16 protein-coding genes and 1 pseudogene are annotated in these 16786 nt (G+C 69.7%); 7 read left to right on the top strand and 10 right to left on the bottom strand.

Going from position 1 to position 16786, the window contains the following annotated elements; translation table 11 throughout:
* Window positions 1-75 precede the first annotated feature (75 nt).
* A complete protein-coding gene (locus ACNPQM_RS31490) occupies window positions 76-351 on the bottom strand; it encodes a GlsB/YeaQ/YmgE family stress response membrane protein (RefSeq protein WP_358860917.1) in 276 nt (91 codons plus the stop codon).
* Between the two features lie 205 nt (window positions 352-556).
* Here ACNPQM_RS31490 and ACNPQM_RS31495 point away from each other — a divergent pair, with 205 nt between their 5' ends.
* Window positions 557-931, top strand: coding sequence for a DUF3099 domain-containing protein (locus ACNPQM_RS31495; RefSeq protein ID WP_418086664.1), 375 nt, complete (start codon window positions 557-559; stop codon window positions 929-931).
* A gap of 199 nt (window positions 932-1130) precedes the next feature.
* Window positions 1131-1379 carry a hypothetical protein gene (locus ACNPQM_RS31500; RefSeq protein WP_418086635.1) on the top strand — a complete coding sequence of 83 codons (249 nt, stop codon included), beginning with the start codon at window positions 1131-1133 and terminating at the stop codon, window positions 1377-1379.
* 6 nt (window positions 1380-1385) lie between these two features.
* Here the strand turns inward: ACNPQM_RS31500 and moaA are convergent, their stop codons facing one another.
* From moaA to ACNPQM_RS31515, 3 genes are all read right to left on the bottom strand, one after another.
* Complete coding sequence (gene moaA / locus ACNPQM_RS31505) at window positions 1386-2375, bottom strand: GTP 3',8-cyclase MoaA (protein WP_418086636.1); 990 nt, start codon at window positions 2373-2375, stop codon at window positions 1386-1388.
* Between the two features lie 181 nt (window positions 2376-2556).
* Window positions 2557-4197: a cation acetate symporter gene (locus ACNPQM_RS31510; protein WP_358860913.1), complete on the bottom strand. Its 1641-nt coding sequence runs from the start codon at window positions 4195-4197 to the stop codon at window positions 2557-2559.
* A complete protein-coding gene (locus ACNPQM_RS31515) occupies window positions 4194-4559 on the bottom strand; it encodes a DUF485 domain-containing protein (RefSeq protein WP_418086637.1) in 366 nt (121 codons plus the stop codon). Before ACNPQM_RS31515 ends, ACNPQM_RS31510 begins: the two co-directional genes overlap by 4 nt.
* Window positions 4560-4846: 287 nt before the next feature.
* On the opposite strand from ACNPQM_RS31515, the gene ACNPQM_RS31520 reads away from it, so the two are divergent.
* The 4 genes from ACNPQM_RS31520 (at window position 4847) to ACNPQM_RS31535 (ending at window position 9884) form a co-directional block, all read left to right on the top strand.
* Entirely contained in the window at window positions 4847-6376 is a 1530-nt protein-coding gene (locus ACNPQM_RS31520; protein ID WP_418086638.1) for a S8 family peptidase, read from the top strand.
* Window positions 6377-6440: 64 nt separating this feature from the next.
* A complete protein-coding gene (locus ACNPQM_RS31525) occupies window positions 6441-6599 on the top strand; it encodes a hypothetical protein (RefSeq protein ID WP_418086639.1) in 159 nt (52 codons plus the stop codon).
* Between the two features lie 213 nt (window positions 6600-6812).
* Complete coding sequence (locus tag ACNPQM_RS31530) at window positions 6813-8345, top strand: S8 family peptidase (RefSeq protein WP_418086640.1); 1533 nt, start codon at window positions 6813-6815, stop codon at window positions 8343-8345.
* 99 nt (window positions 8346-8444) lie between these two features.
* Window positions 8445-9884: a CoA transferase gene (locus ACNPQM_RS31535; protein ID WP_418086641.1), complete on the top strand. Its 1440-nt coding sequence runs from the start codon at window positions 8445-8447 to the stop codon at window positions 9882-9884.
* A 63-nt stretch (window positions 9885-9947) separates the two neighbouring features.
* On the opposite strand, the gene ACNPQM_RS31540 is transcribed toward ACNPQM_RS31535, so the two are convergent.
* The 4 genes from ACNPQM_RS31540 to ACNPQM_RS31555 form a co-directional block, all read right to left on the bottom strand.
* A complete protein-coding gene (locus ACNPQM_RS31540) occupies window positions 9948-10991 on the bottom strand; it encodes a zinc-dependent alcohol dehydrogenase family protein (RefSeq protein WP_358860907.1) in 1044 nt (347 codons plus the stop codon).
* A 17-nt stretch (window positions 10992-11008) separates the two neighbouring features.
* The gene (locus ACNPQM_RS31545) at window positions 11009-11698 is read right to left on the bottom strand and encodes a lysoplasmalogenase (RefSeq protein WP_418086642.1); all 690 of its coding nucleotides are present in this window, start codon (window positions 11696-11698) and stop codon (window positions 11009-11011) included.
* A complete protein-coding gene (locus tag ACNPQM_RS31550; RefSeq protein WP_418086643.1) occupies window positions 11695-12573 on the bottom strand; it encodes a sterol desaturase family protein in 879 nt (292 codons plus the stop codon). Before ACNPQM_RS31550 ends, ACNPQM_RS31545 begins: the two co-directional genes overlap by 4 nt.
* 278 nt (window positions 12574-12851) lie before the next feature.
* Entirely contained in the window at window positions 12852-13238 is a 387-nt protein-coding gene (locus ACNPQM_RS31555) for a DUF4440 domain-containing protein (protein ID WP_358860904.1), read from the bottom strand.
* 159 nt (window positions 13239-13397) lie between these two features.
* Between ACNPQM_RS31555 and ACNPQM_RS31560 the strand changes: the two genes are divergently transcribed.
* Window positions 13398-15455, top strand: coding sequence for a PA14 domain-containing protein (locus tag ACNPQM_RS31560; RefSeq protein WP_418086644.1), 2058 nt, complete (start codon window positions 13398-13400; stop codon window positions 15453-15455).
* A gap of 308 nt (window positions 15456-15763) precedes the next feature.
* On the opposite strand, the gene ACNPQM_RS31565 is transcribed toward ACNPQM_RS31560, so the two are convergent.
* Both ACNPQM_RS31565 and ACNPQM_RS31570 read right to left on the bottom strand, forming a co-directional pair.
* Window positions 15764-16477 carry a VIT1/CCC1 transporter family protein gene (locus ACNPQM_RS31565; protein ID WP_418086645.1) on the bottom strand — a complete coding sequence of 238 codons (714 nt, stop codon included), beginning with the start codon at window positions 16475-16477 and terminating at the stop codon, window positions 15764-15766.
* A 25-nt stretch (window positions 16478-16502) separates the two neighbouring features.
* Window positions 16503-16730: pseudogene (locus tag ACNPQM_RS31570) on the bottom strand (amidohydrolase); the annotation flags it as partial.
* Between the last annotated feature and the right edge of the window lie 56 nt (window positions 16731-16786).

The following is a 16786-nucleotide window of genomic DNA, read 5'->3' on the forward strand; positions in this document are numbered from 1 at the left end:
GCTGGGCGAGCTGGACGAGGCGACGCTGAGCGCCGCGCTCTCCGAGGTGCCGCACTGCGCTGTACGCGTGCCGGATCAGGCCTTCTGTCTGGTGCCGCGCATCGACGTCCAGAGCATGTCGCCGACACCGACGACGACCACGGCGCCGATCAGCTGCAGCAGGTGGCGCGTCCAGTCGATGCCCTTGGTTTCATTGACGCCGATCCAGGTCGCGACGGTATTGCCGAGGACGCTGCCGATGATGCCGAAAACGGTCGTCAGCCAGAGCGGGATGTTCTGCTTGCCCGGCAGGATCGCCCTGGCGATCACGCCGAGGACCAGACCCACGATGATTGCCCACAACCAGCCCATGTCGCCTCCTCACGCGGCGCGCTGTCGCGCATGTGCGCCCAGTCTCGGCCCATCCGCGGCGCTCCGCATGCCGGACGGGTCTGTCCGTGCCACGGGGGTGCGGTTGTGCGTGAATACGGCGTGCCCCGGTCTCGAACCCGCCGGAGGCCGGGCGTACCGTGGGAGCGGCTCGCAAAGAGCCTTCGGGGAAGGGTGGTGGAACGTGATGTGGAAGCAGAGCGGGGCTGAGGTCTTCCGGATCACGGGAGCGCGGCAGAGCCTTGCGGACGATGTGCGTGGCAGGCAGCGCCGCTATGTGATCTCGATGTCCGTACGGACGGTCTCGGTGATCTTGGCCGCAGTGCTGTGGAACATCGAGCGGCCTGTGGCCATCGTGGCGCTCGTCCTGGGTGCCCTGCTTCCGTACGTCGCCGTCGTCATCGCCAACGCGGGCCGGGAAGCGCCTCCTTCGCTGCCCTCCACCTTCGTTCTGCCGCCCGCGCGGCCGATGCTCGATGCCGCCCCGACGGCCGGTCCCGCGAAATCCGGACCGGCGGCCGACCGGGCCCCCGGCGGGGCGGAACCGCATGAGCACAGTTGAGCGCACAGCACACCTGTGGCCTCAAGGAAAGCTCAGACCAATCATGCAGTTCAGGTGCACCGCACCCCGGTCCGCGTGACATACTGCCTACGCGCTCCGCATCCCCCGTCGGAGCGACAGACCGACGCCGGGCAGCTCCCCCCGTGGCTGCTCGGCGTCGCTTTTTCTCCGTCTCTCGCAGGGCCCTAGGGTTGAGTCCGTGAACTCCCCCGAACATGCCGCCGAGAGCGCTGCCACCGCACCGATCTGTTCCGCCAAGGGCTGCCGTGCGGCCGCCGTATGGGTGCTGGCCTGGAACAATCCGAAGCTGCACACCCCCGAGCGCCGTAAGACCTGGCTGGCCTGTGACGAGCACCGGGAGCATCTCTCCTCGTTCCTGGGGGTTCGAGGTTTCCTGAAGGATGTCGTGACACTGGCGGAGTGGGAGTCCTCGGCCGAGGGGCGCTGAGGACCGTCAGCCGCCGATCGCCGACATCGGGCGGTCGGGCTGCAGGAACGACGGGTCGTCCAGACCGGATCCGGCCTTTTTCCCCCACATCGCGACACGCCAGAGCCGGGCGATCTCCTCGTCCGGGGCATCGGACCGCAGCGCGCCGCGCAGATCGGTCTCCTCGCGGGCGAACAGGCAGGTCCGCACCTGGCCGTCGGCGGTGAGCCGGGTGCGATCGCAGGCCCGGCAGAACGGGCGGGTGACGGAGGCGATGACGCCGACCCGGTGGGGTCCGCCGTCGACGAGCCAGCGCTCGGCGGGGGCGGAGCCGCGCTCCTCCTCGCCCTCGGCGGTGAGGGCGAAGCGGGTGCGCAGCGAGGCGAGGATGTCGCCTGCCGTGATCATGCCGTCGCGCTTCCAGCCGTGCTGGGCATCGAGCGGCATCTGCTCGATGAAGCGGAGCTCGTATCCGTGCTCCACGGCCCAGGCGAGCAGGTCGGGGGCCTCGTCCTCGTTGAGCCCCGGCATCAGCACGGCGTTGACCTTGACCGGGGTGAGGCCCGCGTCATGGGCGGCTTCGAGGCCTGCCAGCACGTCGTGGTGGCGGTCGCGGCGGGTGAGGGTCTTGAAGACGTCGGGGCGCAGGGTGTCCAGGGAGACATTGACCCGGTCCAGTCCGGCGGACCTGAGAGCGGCCGCCGTGCGCTTCAGCCCGATGCCATTGGTCGTCAGCGACAGCTTCGGGCGGGGCGTCATCGCCGCGCACTGCTCGACGATGGAGACGAGGCCGGGGCGCAGCAACGGCTCGCCGCCGGTGAAGCGGACGTCCGTGATTCCCAGCTGGGTGACGGCGATACGGACGAGCCGGACGATCTCGTCGTCGCTCAGCAGGTCCGGCTTGGCCAGCCACTGCAGTCCCTCTTCGGGCATGCAGTAGGTGCACCGGAGGTTGCAGCGGTCGGTCAGCGAGACGCGCAGGTCGGTGGCGACCCGGTCGTAGGTGTCGATGAGCATGGTGGCCCCCTCCCCCGGTGGATCCCGGTAGCGGATCTGACTCACTCGAGACTACGCGAGACCTGTGACAGGCAGGTGGCCCGATTGCCACGAGGTACGGCGCGGCCGCGTCGTAGGACTCTACGACGCGGCCGCGGGAACAGCGTGGTGCGTGGCTCGCCCTTCGATTGGCTCCTTCTCGTCAGTGGGCACCGACGCCGGTGAGGGACTTGACCTCCAGCTCGGCGTACTTGCCCTGGTCCGGCTCCTCCTTCGAGAGGAGGGAGCCGAGCCAGCCGAGCAGGAAGCCCAGCGGGATGGAGATCAGGCCGGGGTTCTCCAGCGGGAACCAGGCGAAGTCGACGCCCTTGAACATCGATGTCTTCGCGTTGCCGGAGACGACCGGCGAGAAGAGCACCAGGATCACGGAGCAGGCCAGACCGCCGTAGATCGACCAGAGGGCGCCCTGGGTGGTGAACCGCTTCCAGAAGAGGCTGTAGAGAAGGGTCGGGAGGTTGGCAGAGGCGGCCACCGCGAAGGCGAGAGCCACCAGGCCGGCGACGTTCATGTCGCGGGCGAAGGCGCCGAGGACGATCGCGACCGCGCCGATGAGGACGGTGGCCCAGCGGGCGGCCCGCATCTCCTCCTTCTCGGTGGCCTTCCCCTTGCGGATGACGTTGGCGTAGATGTCGTGGGCGAAGGAGGACGAGGAGGCGAGGGTGAGGCCCGCGACGACGGCGAGGATCGTGGCGAAGGCGACGGCCGAGATCACGGCGAGCAGCACCGCTCCGCCGGTCGTGCCGACCCCGCCGAGGTATTCGGCGAGCTGCGGGGCCGCGGCGTTGCCGGCCGGGTTCTTCGCCCTGATCTCGTCCGGGCCGATGAGCGCCGCGGCGCCGAACCCGAGCGCGATCGTCATCAGGTAGAACGCACCGATGATGCCGATGGCCCAGTTCACCGACTTACGGGCGGCCTTGGCGGTCGGGACGGTGTAGAAGCGGATCAGGATGTGCGGGAGTCCGGCGGTGCCGAGGACCAGGGCGATGCCGAGGGAGAGAAAGTCCAGCTTCGAGGTGCCGGTGGCACCGTACTTGAGGCCGGGCTCCAGGAACGCCGCTCCGTGGCCGCTCTTCTCGGCGGCCGTGCCCAGCAGGTCGGAGACGTTGAAGTCGAACTTGAGCAGCACCAGGAAGGTCATCAGGAGGGCACCCGCGATGAGCAGGACGGCCTTGACCATCTGCACCCAGGTGGTGCCCTTCATGCCTCCGACGGTGACGTACACGATCATCAGGACGCCGACCAGGGCGACGATGAGGATCTTTCCGGCGTCGCTGGTGATGCCGAGGAGCAGCGAGACGAGCACACCCGCGCCCGCCATCTGCGCCAGCAGGTAGAAGATCGAGACGACGATGGTGGAGGCGCCCGCGGCGGTACGGACCGGGCGCTGCCGCATCCGGTAGGCGAGGACGTCACCCATCGTGTAGCGGCCGGAGTTGCGCAGCGGTTCCGCGACCAGCAGCAGGGCCACCAGCCAGGCGACGAGGAAGCCGATCGAGTAGAGGAAGCCGTCGTAGCCGAAGAGGGCGATGGCGCCGGCGATACCGAGGAACGAGGCGGCGGACATGTAGTCGCCGGAGACCGCGAGCCCGTTCTGGAAGGCGGTGAACTGGCGGCCGCCCGCGTAGAAGTCGGAGGCGCTCCTGGTCTGCCGGCCGGCCCAGACGGTGATGCCCAGGGTCGCGGCGACGAAGACCGCGAACAGCGTGATGATCAGCGGCCGGTGCTCGGCGGTGGACGAGGCGGCGAGCTGGATCACGGGGTGCGAGTGGTACGCGGCGCTCATGCGTCGTCCTCCATACGGGACTTGATGGCCTCGGCCTTCGGGTCGAGCTTCGTCGCGGCGTGCCGCGCGTAGAACCAGGCGATGAGGAAGGTGGTGACGAACTGGGCGAGGCCGAACACGAAGGCCACGTTGATGTTGCTGTACACCTTGGTGCCCATGAAGCCGCCGGCGTAGTTCGACAGCAGCACGTAGAGCAGGTACCAGAGCACGAACGCGATGGTCAGCGGGAAGGCGAACGAGCGGTGCGAGTGGCGCAGTTCGGCGAACTCCGGGCTCTCCTGGACCTCGACGAACCGTTCTGTCGTGGGCTGGGCAGGGCCGGTGTCCGGACCGGCCTTGGGCGGCGATGCATCGGTAGCCACGGATTCTCCTCGCGACGCGGGTGCGGTGGTGGGGGTGGTGGGTTTCACAACAGAACCTCGATGTCGGGGGGTTGGTGGTGCGACTCCCCTGACAACGGCACGGAGGGCGCGGCGAAGCGGTTCACCGCGCGTTACTCCTCCTCCACTTCGCCGATCGGTGGCACTCTTCGAACTGAATGTCGTCAATTCATTGATGTGCAGGATGATCAGCGCTAACTTCACCGTTCATGCACACGTCCGGACACACCTCGTGTCCGGCCGGCTGACACGGATGATGTGGAGACCCCATGGCGCATCTGGGATCCAGGCGGACCCGCGCACTGACGCTGCCCGTCGGATTGGCCCTCACTGCCTCGCTCGGCTTCCTGCCGATGAGTGCCGCATCCGCCGCCCCGTCGGACGGACTGCCCACGGCGGCGGTCTCGACGAACGGCCCGAAGCTGTCGTACGTCGTCAACACCACCCCCGTACACAGCACGGGTGTGGTGCGCCGAGCGATAGCCGAGGCCGGCGGGACGATCGTGACGTCGTACGACCGTATAGGCGTGATCGTCGTCCACTCCTCGAACCCCGACTTCGCGAAGACCATTCGCAAGACCCCGGGTGTCGAGTCGGCCGGTGCCACCCGCACCGCCCCGCTCCAGTCCGTCGCCACGACCGAGGAGGGCAGCACCGAGCTGCTGACCGCCGAGGAGGCCGCCAAGGCCGCCGCGGCCGCGGGCCCGGGCCAGGAGCCGCTGGAGCCCAACCAGTGGGACATGCGCGCCATCCAGGCCGACGAGGCCAGCAAGATCAATGACGGCAGCCCCTCGGTCACCGTCGGCGTGATCGACACAGGTGTCGACGACACCCACGTCGACCTCAAGGCGAACTTCTCCAAGGAGCAGTCGGCCAACTGTGTCGGCGGCGTGGCGGACAACTCCGAGGGCGCCTGGCGCCCTTACCCCGACGGCAGTGACCACGGCACGCACGTCGCCGGTACGATCGCCGCCGCCCGCAACGGCATCGGCGTCACCGGTGTCGCCCCCGGCGTCAAGGTGGCCGGCATCAAGGTCAGCGAGCCCGGCACCAGCCTCTTCTACACCGAGGCGGTTGTCTGCGGCTTCGTCTGGGCCGCCGAGCACGGCATCGAGGTCACCAACAACAGCTATTACGTCGACCCCTGGTACTTCAACTGCCAGGACGACCCGGACCAGAAGGCTCTGCTCGACGCCCTCACCCGCGCCACGAAGTACGCCGAGCGCAAGGGTGTCCTCAGTGTCGCCGCGGCGGGCAACGAGAACTACGACCTGGCGTCGCACGAGATCCTCGACCCGTCCAGCCCGAACGACACCACCCCGGGACCGCGCACCGTGGACCCCCACAAGTGCTTCGACATCCCGACCCAGCTGCCGGGCGTCGTCACGGTGTCCGCGACCGGCGTCAAGGGCTTCAAGTCGTACTACTCCAGCTTCGGTCTGGGCGTCGCTGACGTGTCCGCCCCCGGCGGCGACAGGTGGCAGATCCCGGCCACGCCGGACGCCAACGGCCGTGTGCTCTCGACGGTTGTGAACGGCCAGTACGGCTACAAGCAGGGCACCTCGATGGCCACCCCGCATGTCGCGGGCGTCGCGGCCCTGCTGAAGAGCACGCACCCGAAGGCCACGCCTGCACAGCTGCAGGAGCTGCTGAAGGCCCAGGCCGTCAACCCGGGTTGCCCGTCCAAGGTCTACAACGCGGCCGGCCAGCTGATCGACGCGACGACCTGCAAGGGCGACAGCACGGTCAACGGCTACTACGGCCACGGCATCGTCAACGCCCTGAACGCCGTCAAGTAGTCGGCTCCGCACCTCTGCGCAACCGGGGCCGGACGGGAAGCACTTCCCGTCCGGCCCTCTCGTCATGGCGTCACGGCTTGACGAGACCGCCCGCCACCACAAGCTCACCGGACATCTTCGCGAGGCCGGACTCGGTGCCCTGACCGACCTCGGCTTCGGCCGAGCCCTGGAACGCGTCCCGTCACTCAACACTCCACATTTCGGCCCGTTGAGCGGGACTTGATCAACCTGCGGCCACTGTATCGATCAAGACATGAAAGGTAAGGGTGATTTGCGGCCGTTGCCCCCGGTCGCTCGGCGGCCCGCGCTCCACACTTCGAACTGATTTACGTCAATTCATTGATGTGCAGGATGATCAACGATAGCTTCACCGTTCATGCACACGTCCGGACACATCCCGTGTCCGGCCGGCTGACACGGATGATGTGGAGACCCCATGGCGCATCTGGGATCCAGGCGGACCCGCGCACTGACGCTGCCCGTCGGATTGGCCCTCACTGCCTCGCTCGGCTTCCTGCCGATGAGTGCCGCATCCGCCGCCCCGTCGGACGGACTGCCCACGGCGGCGGTCTCGACGGACGGCCCGATGCTGTCGTACGTCGTCAACACCCGTGCCAATCACGGCACCATCAAGCAGGTGAAGAAGGCGATAGCCGAAGCCGGCGGCACGGTGGTGATCGCCTATGAGCAGATCGGTGTCATTGTCGTCCACTCGCAGAACCCGGACTTCGCGGAGTCGATCCGCCGGGTCAAGGCCGTCGACTCGGCGGGGGCCACCCGTACCAACCCCATCGTTCCGCAGGCCACCACGGAGATCGGGGTCGAGCAGCCGCTCACCGCCGAGGAGGCGCGGACCGCGGCCGCGGAGGCCACCGGCGACCAGGATCCGATGGAGCCCCTGCAGTGGGACCTGCCCGCCATCAAGGCGGACCAGGCGCACCAGAAGACGCTGGGCAGCAGCAAGGTCACCGCCGCGGTCATCGACACGGGTGTCGACGACACCCACCCGGACCTGGCGCCGAACTTCAACCGCGAGGCCTCCGCGAGCTGCGTGTCCGGGGCGCCGGACACGACGGACGGCGCCTGGCGTCCCAAGGCCGGTGAGAGCGACCACGGCACGCATGTCGCGGGCACCATCGCCGCCGCGAAGAACGGCATCGGGGTGACGGGTGTCGCGCCGGGCGTGAAGGTCGCCGGCATCAAGGTCGCGAACCCGGACGGCTTCTTCTACACCGAGTCGATCGTCTGCGGCTTCGTCTGGGCCGCCGAGCACGGCGTCGACGTCACCAACAACAGCTACTACACCGACCCGTGGATGTTCAACTGCAAGAACGACCCGGACCAGGGCGCCCTGGTCGAGGCCGTCGCCCGCGCCACGCGGTACGCGGAGAGCAAGGGCACGGTGAACGTCGCCTCGGCCGGCAACAGCCGCTTCGACCTGGCCTCCGGCGCGATCGACGACACGACCAGCCCGAACGACACCACGGCCGTGACCCGGACGATCAACCCGCGTGAGTGCCTCGACATCCCGGCGATGCTGCCGGGCGTCGTGACCGTCTCCGCGACCGGTGCCAAGGGGCTGAAGTCCTCGTACTCGAACTACGGGAACGGTGTCATCGATGTGGCTGCCCCGGGCGGCGACTCGACGATCTACCAGACGCCCGCTCCGCCGGCCACGAGCGGTGGGATCCTGTCGACGCTGCCGGGCGGCAAGTACGGCTACAAGAACGGTACGTCGATGGCCTCCCCGCATGTCGCGGGTGTGGTGGCCCTGATCAAGTCGTCGCACCCGCACGCCTCGGCGGCCGCGGTGAAGGCGCTGCTGCTTTCCCAGGCGGACGCGACCGCGTGCGGCGCCCCGTACGACATCAACAACGACGGCAAGATCGACGCCGTCTGCGAGGGTTCCACGAACAGCAACGGCTTCTACGGGGCCGGTATCGTGAACGCGCTGAACGCGGTCCGCTAGTAACCGGCACGTAGTCGGCAGGCGTAACGAGCGGGAAGGGCCGGGGGCATCCCCCGGCCCTTCCTTCCGTCAGATGGCACTCAGTGCCATAGTGCGGACATGACACATGTACAGAGCTCCGGTACGGAGCAGGCCTGGGCCGCTCTCGGCGGTGACCCCGCACTTCTCGGCCGTATCGGCTTCGGCGGACCGACCGGTGCGCTGCCCGCGCGGCTGCCCGTCCTGGAACTGGCCCGCTCCACTGTCGCGGTCTGTTCGCTGGCCGCCGCCGAACTCGCGGCGCGCCGCACGGGGGGCAGCGCCGGTCCCGTACCGCAGGTCCGGATCGACGACGGGGCGGTGGGCACGGCGTTCCTCAGCGAGCGGCATCTGCGGATCGACGGGCGCGCGCCGACGACGTTCGCCCCGCTGTCCCGGTTCTGGCGGACGACCGACGGCTGGGTCCGCACCCACGCCAACTACCCCCACCACCGAGCCCGGTTGCTCACCGCACTCGGCCTGCCCGACGACACCGACGTGGACACGGTGGCTGCCGTGCTCGCCGAGCGCCGGTCGGTGGAGATCGAGGAGACGGTGTACGCCGCGGGCGGTCTGGCCGTCGCGCTGCGCACCTGTGAGGAGTGGGCGGCTCACGAACAGGGCGCCGCAATCGCCGCACGCCCGCTGCTCACGCTCGAACGGACCGAGGGGCCGGGGCCGGTGGCGCCGCGCCGCCTCTCCCCGCTGTCGGGTTCGCCACTGCTGCCCGCCGCCGGGCTCCGGGTCCTGGACCTGACGAGGGTGCTCGCCGGTCCGGTCGCCACCCGCACGCTGGCACTGCTGGGCGCGGACGTGCTGCGGATCGACGCACCGCAGCTGCCGGAGAGTCAGGACGCCCACAACGACACCGGCTTCGGCAAGCGGTCGGTCTCCCTGGACCTGCGCGACCGGGCCGGGCGGGCGACGTTCGAGGAGCTGCTCGCCGACGCCGATGTACTGGTGACCGGATACCGGCCGGGCGCGCTGGAGGCGTACGGCCTGACTCCGGAGGCGCTCGCCGTACGCCGTCCCGGTCTGGTCCTCGCGCAGGTGTCCGCGTGGGGCCGGTACGGGCCGTGGCACGGGCGCCGCGGCTTCGACAGCCTGGTGCAGGTGGCCACCGGCATCGCGGCGCTGGAGGGGAACGCGGGAGCACCGGGCGCGCTGCCCGCGCAGGCCCTCGACCACGGCACCGGGTACCTGCTGGCGGCGGGGGTGCTGCGGGCACTGTCCGAGCAGCACGACGACGGCGGCCCGCGTCTGCTGCGACTGGCGCTCGGGCAGACGGCGCACTGGTTGTGCACAGGCCTGTCGGAGCAGCCGGCCGACGGCGCCGCGGAGACGTACGACCCCGAAAAGTACCTCGGCATCACGGACAGCGGGATGGGACGCCTGAGGTACGCCCTGCCGCCGGTGTCCTTCGCGGGCGGCCCGGCGGACTGGTCGCGCCCGCCGGGCGCGCTGGGCGCGGATTCCCCGGTGTGGAGTGTCACCGCGACTGCCATCAGCGGCACCCACTGACCAGGACGGACCCGGCGGACATGTCTCGTGCGCCGGGCCCGCACCGGTCGATGCCGTGGTCCGCTACGGCTTGATGAGAACCTTCAGCGCCTTACGCTCGTCCATCGCCCGGTAGCCGGCGGGGACCTCGTCGAGGCCGATGGTGAGGTCGAAGACGGGCGACGGGTCGATCGTGCCGGACAGGACGTCGGGGAGCAGTTCCGGAATGTACGCACGCACGGGGGCGACGCCGCCGCGCAGGGCGATGTTCCGGTCGAACATGACGCCGAGGTCCAGCCCGGTGCCGCTGCCGTGCGGCACGCCGACGTAGCCGATCGAGCCGCCGTCGCGGGTGATCCCGACCGCCGTACGCATCGACTGCTCGGTGCCGACGGCCTCGATCACGGCCTGCGCGCCCGCGCCGCCGGTCAGTTCCCGTACGGCGGCGACGGCCGCCTCGCCGCGCTCGGCGACGACGTCCGTGGCGCCGAAGCTGCGGGCGATGTCCGTACGCGTCTGGTGGCGGCCCAGTGCGATGATCCGCTCGGCGCCGAGCCGCTTGGCGGCCATGACCCCGCACAGGCCGACCGCCCCGTCACCGACGACCGCGACCGTGGAGCCGGGCTTCACGCCCGCGCCGACGGCCGCGTGGTGGCCGGTACCGAGCACGTCGGACAGGGCCAGGAGCGCCGTGAGCAGCCGGTCGTCGGACGCGGCCGCGGCCGGGAGCCTGACCAGTGTGCCGTCGGCGAACGGGACGCGGACGGCCTCCCCCTGGCCGCCGTCGGAGCCGACCGAGCCCCAGAAGCCGCCTTGCGGGCAGGACGTCATCAGGCCCTCGGCGCAGTACTCGCAGGTGCCGTCGGACCAGACGAAGGGGGCGACGACCAGGTCGCCGACCGCGAATCCAGCGACCTCCGAGCCCGCCTCCTCGACGATCCCGAGGAACTCGTGGCCGATCCGCTGGCCGGGCTGCCGGGCGGCCTCGCCTCGGTACGCCCACAGGTCGCTGCCGCAGATACAGGCCCGCAGGACCCGCAGCACCACATCGGTGGGCTGCTGGATCGTCGGGTCCGGCACCTCCTGCACGCGTATGTCGTGGGGGGCGTGGATGACGGTGGCGCGCATGGGGGTCCTTGCTGATCTCAGATGCTGGTACTCCGCTCACGGTACGCCCCGGGGGCGACACCGGCCCGTTTCGCACCCGGTGCAAGCGCTCCGACGGTCAGCAGGAACTGCGCCGCGATGTAGGTGAGCATGATCCAGAAGTCGGGGGCCGGCAGCTGGGGCAGGTCGGCGATGCCGGTGGCGATCAGCGCGTCGGAGAGCAGGAAGAGCGCCCCGCCGACGGCCGCGTACCGGCCGAAGGTACTGGACCGGTAGGCCATCGCGGTGAGCAACAGGCTGTACCCGGCCATCGGGATCCTCAGGTCCGCGGGCAGCCCGCCCCAGAGCAGGACGAGGAAGCCGGCCAGCACGACCGCGTACCCGACGCCGAGCAGCGCGGAACTCCGGGCGCGCCCGAAGAGCCGGAGATAACAGACATGACCTGCGGCGAAGGAGCCCATACCGATGAGGAACGCGGCGTCGGCGTCCGCCAGCAGGAATGTGTCGCCGCCCCAGCCGAAGAGCAGCGCGGCGATCAGCAGCCGGGGACCGCGGCGGGCGGCGGCGTACCCGGCGAGCAGCGGCATGAGCAGCGGCTTGGCGACGAGGTGGGCGATGCCGGCATCGGCGAGGAGACCGAAGAGATCGACGGCGGAGGCGACGAGGAAGGCGATGAGCAGGGGGCGTACGAGGCGTGCCCGCGGATCAGCGGCCGTGGCGGCACTCATCCGGTGCGACCGGGTGCGGGGACGGCGATGGCGGAGACCTCGGGCGCCGGCTGCCACCCCGGCCCGCGGAAGACTCGCCCGGCCCGCTCGCGCCAGCTGCCCGCCGCCCGTACGTCCCGGGCGATCGCGGCGTACTCGTGCGTCGCGACGCGCAGCGGGTTGTGGGTGGCGATGTTCTTGGTGAGCCCGTAGACCGGCCGTTCGGTCTCGGCGGTGAAAGAACCGAAGAGCCGGTCCCACAGGATCAGGATGCCGCCGAAGTTCCGGTCGAGATAGCCGCCCTGGGAGGCGTGGTGCACCCGGTGGTGGGAGGGCGTGTTCAGTACGTACTCGAAGGGCCGGGGCAGCTTGTCGATCCGTTCGGTGTGGACCCAGAACTGGTAGACGAGATTGGCGGAGGAGCAGAACGCCAGCGCCGCCGGATGGACCCCGCACGCGATGAGCGGCACATAGAACGGCCAGACGGTCAGCGAGGTCCAGGGCTGGCGCAGTGCGGTGGTGAGGTTGAACTTCCGGCTGGAGTGATGGACCACATGGCAGGCCCAGAGAATCCGGATGACGTGGTGGCCGCGGTGGGACCAGTAGTAGAGGAAGTCCTGCGCGAGCAGCATCAGCAGGACCGTCCACCACAGGACGGGGACACGGAGGGGGGTGAGCTCGTAGACCGCGGTGTAGATCGCCACGATGGGCACTTTCCACAGCAGGTCGAAGACGAGGCTGCCGAGCCCCATGGTGACGCTGGTGACGGCGTCCTTGGTCTCGTACCCGGCGGTGTCCTCGTCGGGGTGGATGCGGTGGCTGACCATTTCGACAACGGTGAGCAGGACAAAGGCCGGTATGGACCACAGCACGACATCGGGGAGGTTCGGCTCCATACGAGCACCGTAGGGCTGCCGGTCGGTCCGGGACTAGACGTAGTTACCAACAAGTATACGAGACACGATGTCAGCAACCTTTGGCACCTTCTGCCAATAAGACCGACCGGCAATTGGGGGTGGGAGAAGGAGCGGGGCTGGGTGCGTGCGGCTGCCAGGCGGAGGAGGGAGGCAGCGCGGAGCGTTGTTGACCGACGACAACGCCGCAGATGTGCGCAACCGGCCCCGCGACGCTGCCCCCCTGTGCCGGTCGGTCTAAGACCGTCGCCCGATTCCGCTCATGTGCCCTCGGGCGGGATCGGTGTGGCCTGGTGGTAGTACAGCTGCCACGTCGCGCTCACGCTCCGCCTGCGCCAGAGGGAGCTCCGTCGTGCCCGGTTTCCACCGAACACGGTCTCGTAGGTGAGATGCACCAGCCCGGGTGCCAGCAGGACACCGGTCATGTCCGAGGGCTCGAAGCGCGGGCCGCCCTCTGCCGCACCGTCCAACTCGGGCAGCTCGGCCAGCATGTCCTCGTACGTCCACCGCCGACCCGAGGCGCCTACCTCCACGAAGTCCGGATCCAGCAGCTGTTGGGCCTGCAACCGTGACGTGCGCACGTCGGGGTCCATCAGCCGCAGCTCGCCCGCGATGGCTTCGCGTACCTCATCCGTCTCTCTGCTCATGCGGCATCATCGCCCAGGTGACCTGCCCCTTCGCAACCGAGTTGCCCCTGCCGGTCGGTCTCGGTCGGATTTCCCGGCCCTACAACCAAACGCGTTCCTCGCGAGTCGTGATCATCGGCGGTCACATACCGCCACCGACGATCAAAACCGAAGGAACGCATGAACCGACCCAGAGGCACAACGGTCGCCACTGCCAGCGCCGTCGTGCTCGCCACCGCCGGCGGCCTGCTCACCGCCGCCACCCCTGCCTCCGCCGCCGTGACCTGCGCATCGCCCGTCTTCAAGCGGACGTTCTTCGCGAACACCGCCTTCTCCGGCACCCCCAAGCGCACCGACTGCGACTCGGCGATCGACGAGAACTGGGGCACCCGCGCACCCGGCTACAAGGGCATGCCCGCCGACAACTTCGGCGTCCGCTGGTCCACGACCCGCGACTTCGGCTCCGGCGGGCCCTTCACGTTCACCGCCTCCTCCCGCGACGGCATCCGCGTCTACCTCGACGGCGTCCGCAAGGTCGACCTGTGGAAGAACGTCACCACCACCGTCTCCAAGACCGTCAACGTGACCATCCCGTCGGGCAAGCACAGCCTCCGCATCGACTTCGTCAACTGGACCGGCGCCGCCAACGTCAAGTTCGCCTATACCCCGCGCACTTCGGCGACCGTCGACAAGGTCAAGCCGCTCGTCCCGACCGGGACCACCGTCACCTACAGCACGGCGACCACGTCCACGAAGGTCAGCTGGGCCAAGAACAAGGAGATGGACCTCGCCGGGTACCGCGTGTACCGGCGGCTGAAGGGCACCTCCTTCCCCGCGAAGCCGATCGCGACCACGACGTCCACCTCGTGGACCGACACGACCGTCCCGAAGGACGGCAACGTCTACTACTACGAGGTCCGCGCCTACGACAAGGCCGGCAACGTCTCCTCGGGCACCGCCGACCTCGCCATCACCACCCTCGACCAAACCGCCCCCGCCGCCCCCAAGGGCGTCGAGGACAACTGGGCCATGGGCTACCCGGACAAGATCACCCTCTACTGGAACAGCAACACGGAGTCCGACCTCGCCGGCTACCGCGTGTACCGCTCGACGTCTTCTCCGGTCGCCCTCACCCCCGAGAACCTGCTGAACGGCGACAAGCTGTCGGGCGGCGGTTACAGCGGGCCCCTGCCGCAGACCGGTGGCGTCTACTACTACGTCGTCACCGCCGTCGACACGCACGGCCACGAGTCGGCGGCCTCGGGCACAGCGATGTACTACACCCGCGACCTGACGGGCCCGGTGGACACCGCCCTCAACGCGCGAGGCACGGAAAGCGAGGCGGGTGTCACGCTGGCCTGGGACGCCTCCGAGCGGACCAGCGACGACTTCGCGGGCTACTCGGTCTTCCGATCGCTGCAGCCGCGCACCGTCCCCGGGGCCGTTCGCAAGGAAGTCGGCAAGGGCGTGAAGGGCTCCACCTTCACCGACGCCGCCCCGCCGCCCGGCGCCACGTACTACTACTCCGTGGTCGCCCTGGACCACGCAGGGAACGGGGGCACCCCGTCCCAGGAGGTCGCCGTCACCGTCGTCGGCAACACGACCGCCCCTGCCCCGGTCACCGGCGTGACCGCCGTCCCGAAGGAGAATGGCGTCACCCTCTCCTGGGACGCGAGCAGCGCGCCCGGCCTCGACCACTACCGCGTGCTGCGCGGCAGCCTCGTCGACGGACAGTGGGTGTACAGGCCGCTGATGGATCCCTGGACCCTGCGGCCCCGGGAGTTCACGACGACGAGGTTCCACGACGCCGTGGCCGCCGGCGGGCAGCAGGTGCGCTACAGCGTCGTCGCCGTCGACCAGTACGGCAACCAGCTCACCCCGGACACCGGCGCGACCGTCGCCGACGTCACCGAGCTGGACCTCCGCCCCATCGCCCCGCCCGCGACCGGCGGACCGATCACCAGCCTCAACACCGTCTACAACGGCTGGATCCGCTGGTCCCTCTCCAGCGACGGGAACGAGAACGGCAGTCCGGTCTCCGGCTTCGAAATCCACCGCTGGAACCGGCAGACCGAGACGTTCGACCTGATCGGCACCAGCCCCGAGGACACCTCCGGGGACCATTCGTGGGTGGATCTCACCCAGCCGGCTGGCACCACGGTGTACTACCGCGTCACGGCCCTCTACGCGGACGGCACCAAGTCGGGCGCGTCCGAGACCGTCGCCGTGACCGACTGAGCGCACCCGCGCTGAGCACATCATGCGGGCGGTGAACTCCGCTATGGGGAATGGAAGTTGAGCTTCCAGTCCCCTTCGCCTTGCCACGCCGGATGTCCGGCCACCTGCCTGCAACCAGCCGCATCATGATCCACCCGAGAGGTCCTAGTGCCGTGACCGGCAATGTTTGCCCCGTGAGGAGCGTCGTCCAGTGCGTGCGATCGCAAGGCGGGCGGAAGTCCTTGTAGCGGAGCTACCAGGACTTTTGGCCAACGCGGCGAGCGGGCGTGCTGGACGGTGCGACGGGGCAAAGCTTGCCGGGAGGGGCACTAGACCCCCACCGCCCCCAGCAACGCCCCCGCCGCATAGGTCACCGCCATCGCCACCGCGCCCCCGCCCATGTTCCGCAGCATCGCGCGCCCCGCCGCCGCGTCGCCCAGCCGTGCGCTCCACCACCCCGTGAGCGCCAGCGCGGCCAGGACCGCCAGGACCGTGACGACCAGGCGTACCGACGACGGCGGCAGCACGATCGCCAGCAGGGGCAGCAGGGCACCCACCGTGAACGCCAGGAAGCTGGCGCCCGCCGCGTGCCAGGGGTTCGTCAGGGCGTCCGGGTTGATGCCCAGCTCGACCTCCGCGTGGGCGCGCAACGCGTCGCGGTCGGTGAGCTGGAGGGCGGCCTCACGGGCGACTTCACGGCTGAGGCCCTTGCCCTCCAACAGGCCGGTCAGTTCAACGAGTTCCGCCTCCGGGGTCTCCTTCAGCTCCCGATTCTCGGTGGCCAGCGCAGCCTGTTCCGAGTCGCGCTGGGTGGAGACCGATACGTATTCGCCCGCCGCCATCGACATCGAACCGGCCAGCAGCCCGGCCAGGCCCGCTGTCAGCAGGACGCCGCGGTCGTCGGTGGCTCCGGCGACACCGACGACGAGGCCCGCGGTGGAGACCACACCGTCGTTGGCTCCGAGGACCGCGGCGCGCAGCCAGTTCAGCCGTGCGCCCAGGCCGTTGCCGTGGGGCTCGTGATGCGCCTGGGTATCCGTCACCCGGGGATGGTCTCACCCCTCCCCGTCACCAGACGCGGACCGACCCGCCCGGCGCGAAGCCCGGACCGGTCGCGTCGGCCGGGACCTCGGTAAGGGGCTCGGCGATCTCCTCGACCGCCGGGCCGACGGTTGCGGCGATACGGTCGAGCGCGGCCAGGTCGAAGCCGTAGACGCGGGCCGCGTTGCCGCCGACCATCGCCGCGATCTCGTCGAGCGGGAGTCCGGCGTACGCGATCCGCAGGCCCTCGTGTGCGCGAACGATGAGCGCAACTCGGTGGCGCCCATCGTGGAAGTCAGGAAGGCTGGCGC

The organism is Streptomyces sp. NPDC056231, from assembly GCF_048270745.1.
GTDB lineage: Bacteria > Actinomycetota > Actinomycetes > Streptomycetales > Streptomycetaceae > Streptomyces.

Excerpts from the sequence above, each read along its gene's own strand:
- ACNPQM_RS31545 (WP_418086642.1), bottom strand. The coding sequence starts at position 11,698 with ATGAGTGCCGCCACGGCCGCTGATCCGCGGGCACGCCTCGTACGCCCC.
- ACNPQM_RS31495 (WP_418086664.1), top strand. The coding sequence starts at position 557 with ATGTGGAAGCAGAGCGGGGCTGAGGTCTTCCGGATCACGGGAGCGCGG.
- ACNPQM_RS31520 (WP_418086638.1), top strand. The coding sequence starts at position 4,847 with ATGGCGCATCTGGGATCCAGGCGGACCCGCGCACTGACGCTGCCCGTC.
- ACNPQM_RS31540 (WP_358860907.1), bottom strand. The coding sequence starts at position 10,991 with ATGCGCGCCACCGTCATCCACGCCCCCCACGACATACGCGTGCAGGAG.
- ACNPQM_RS31555 (WP_358860904.1), bottom strand. The coding sequence starts at position 13,238 with ATGAGCAGAGAGACGGATGAGGTACGCGAAGCCATCGCGGGCGAGCTG.
- ACNPQM_RS31550 (WP_418086643.1), bottom strand. The coding sequence starts at position 12,573 with ATGGAGCCGAACCTCCCCGATGTCGTGCTGTGGTCCATACCGGCCTTT.
- moaA (WP_418086636.1), bottom strand. The coding sequence starts at position 2,375 with ATGCTCATCGACACCTACGACCGGGTCGCCACCGACCTGCGCGTCTCG.
- ACNPQM_RS31535 (WP_418086641.1), top strand. The coding sequence starts at position 8,445 with ATGACACATGTACAGAGCTCCGGTACGGAGCAGGCCTGGGCCGCTCTC.
- ACNPQM_RS31530 (WP_418086640.1), top strand. The coding sequence starts at position 6,813 with ATGGCGCATCTGGGATCCAGGCGGACCCGCGCACTGACGCTGCCCGTC.
- ACNPQM_RS31560 (WP_418086644.1), top strand. The coding sequence starts at position 13,398 with ATGAACCGACCCAGAGGCACAACGGTCGCCACTGCCAGCGCCGTCGTG.
- ACNPQM_RS31525 (WP_418086639.1), top strand. The coding sequence starts at position 6,441 with ATGGCGTCACGGCTTGACGAGACCGCCCGCCACCACAAGCTCACCGGA.
- ACNPQM_RS31490 (WP_358860917.1), bottom strand. The coding sequence starts at position 351 with ATGGGCTGGTTGTGGGCAATCATCGTGGGTCTGGTCCTCGGCGTGATC.
- ACNPQM_RS31510 (WP_358860913.1), bottom strand. The coding sequence starts at position 4,197 with ATGAGCGCCGCGTACCACTCGCACCCCGTGATCCAGCTCGCCGCCTCG.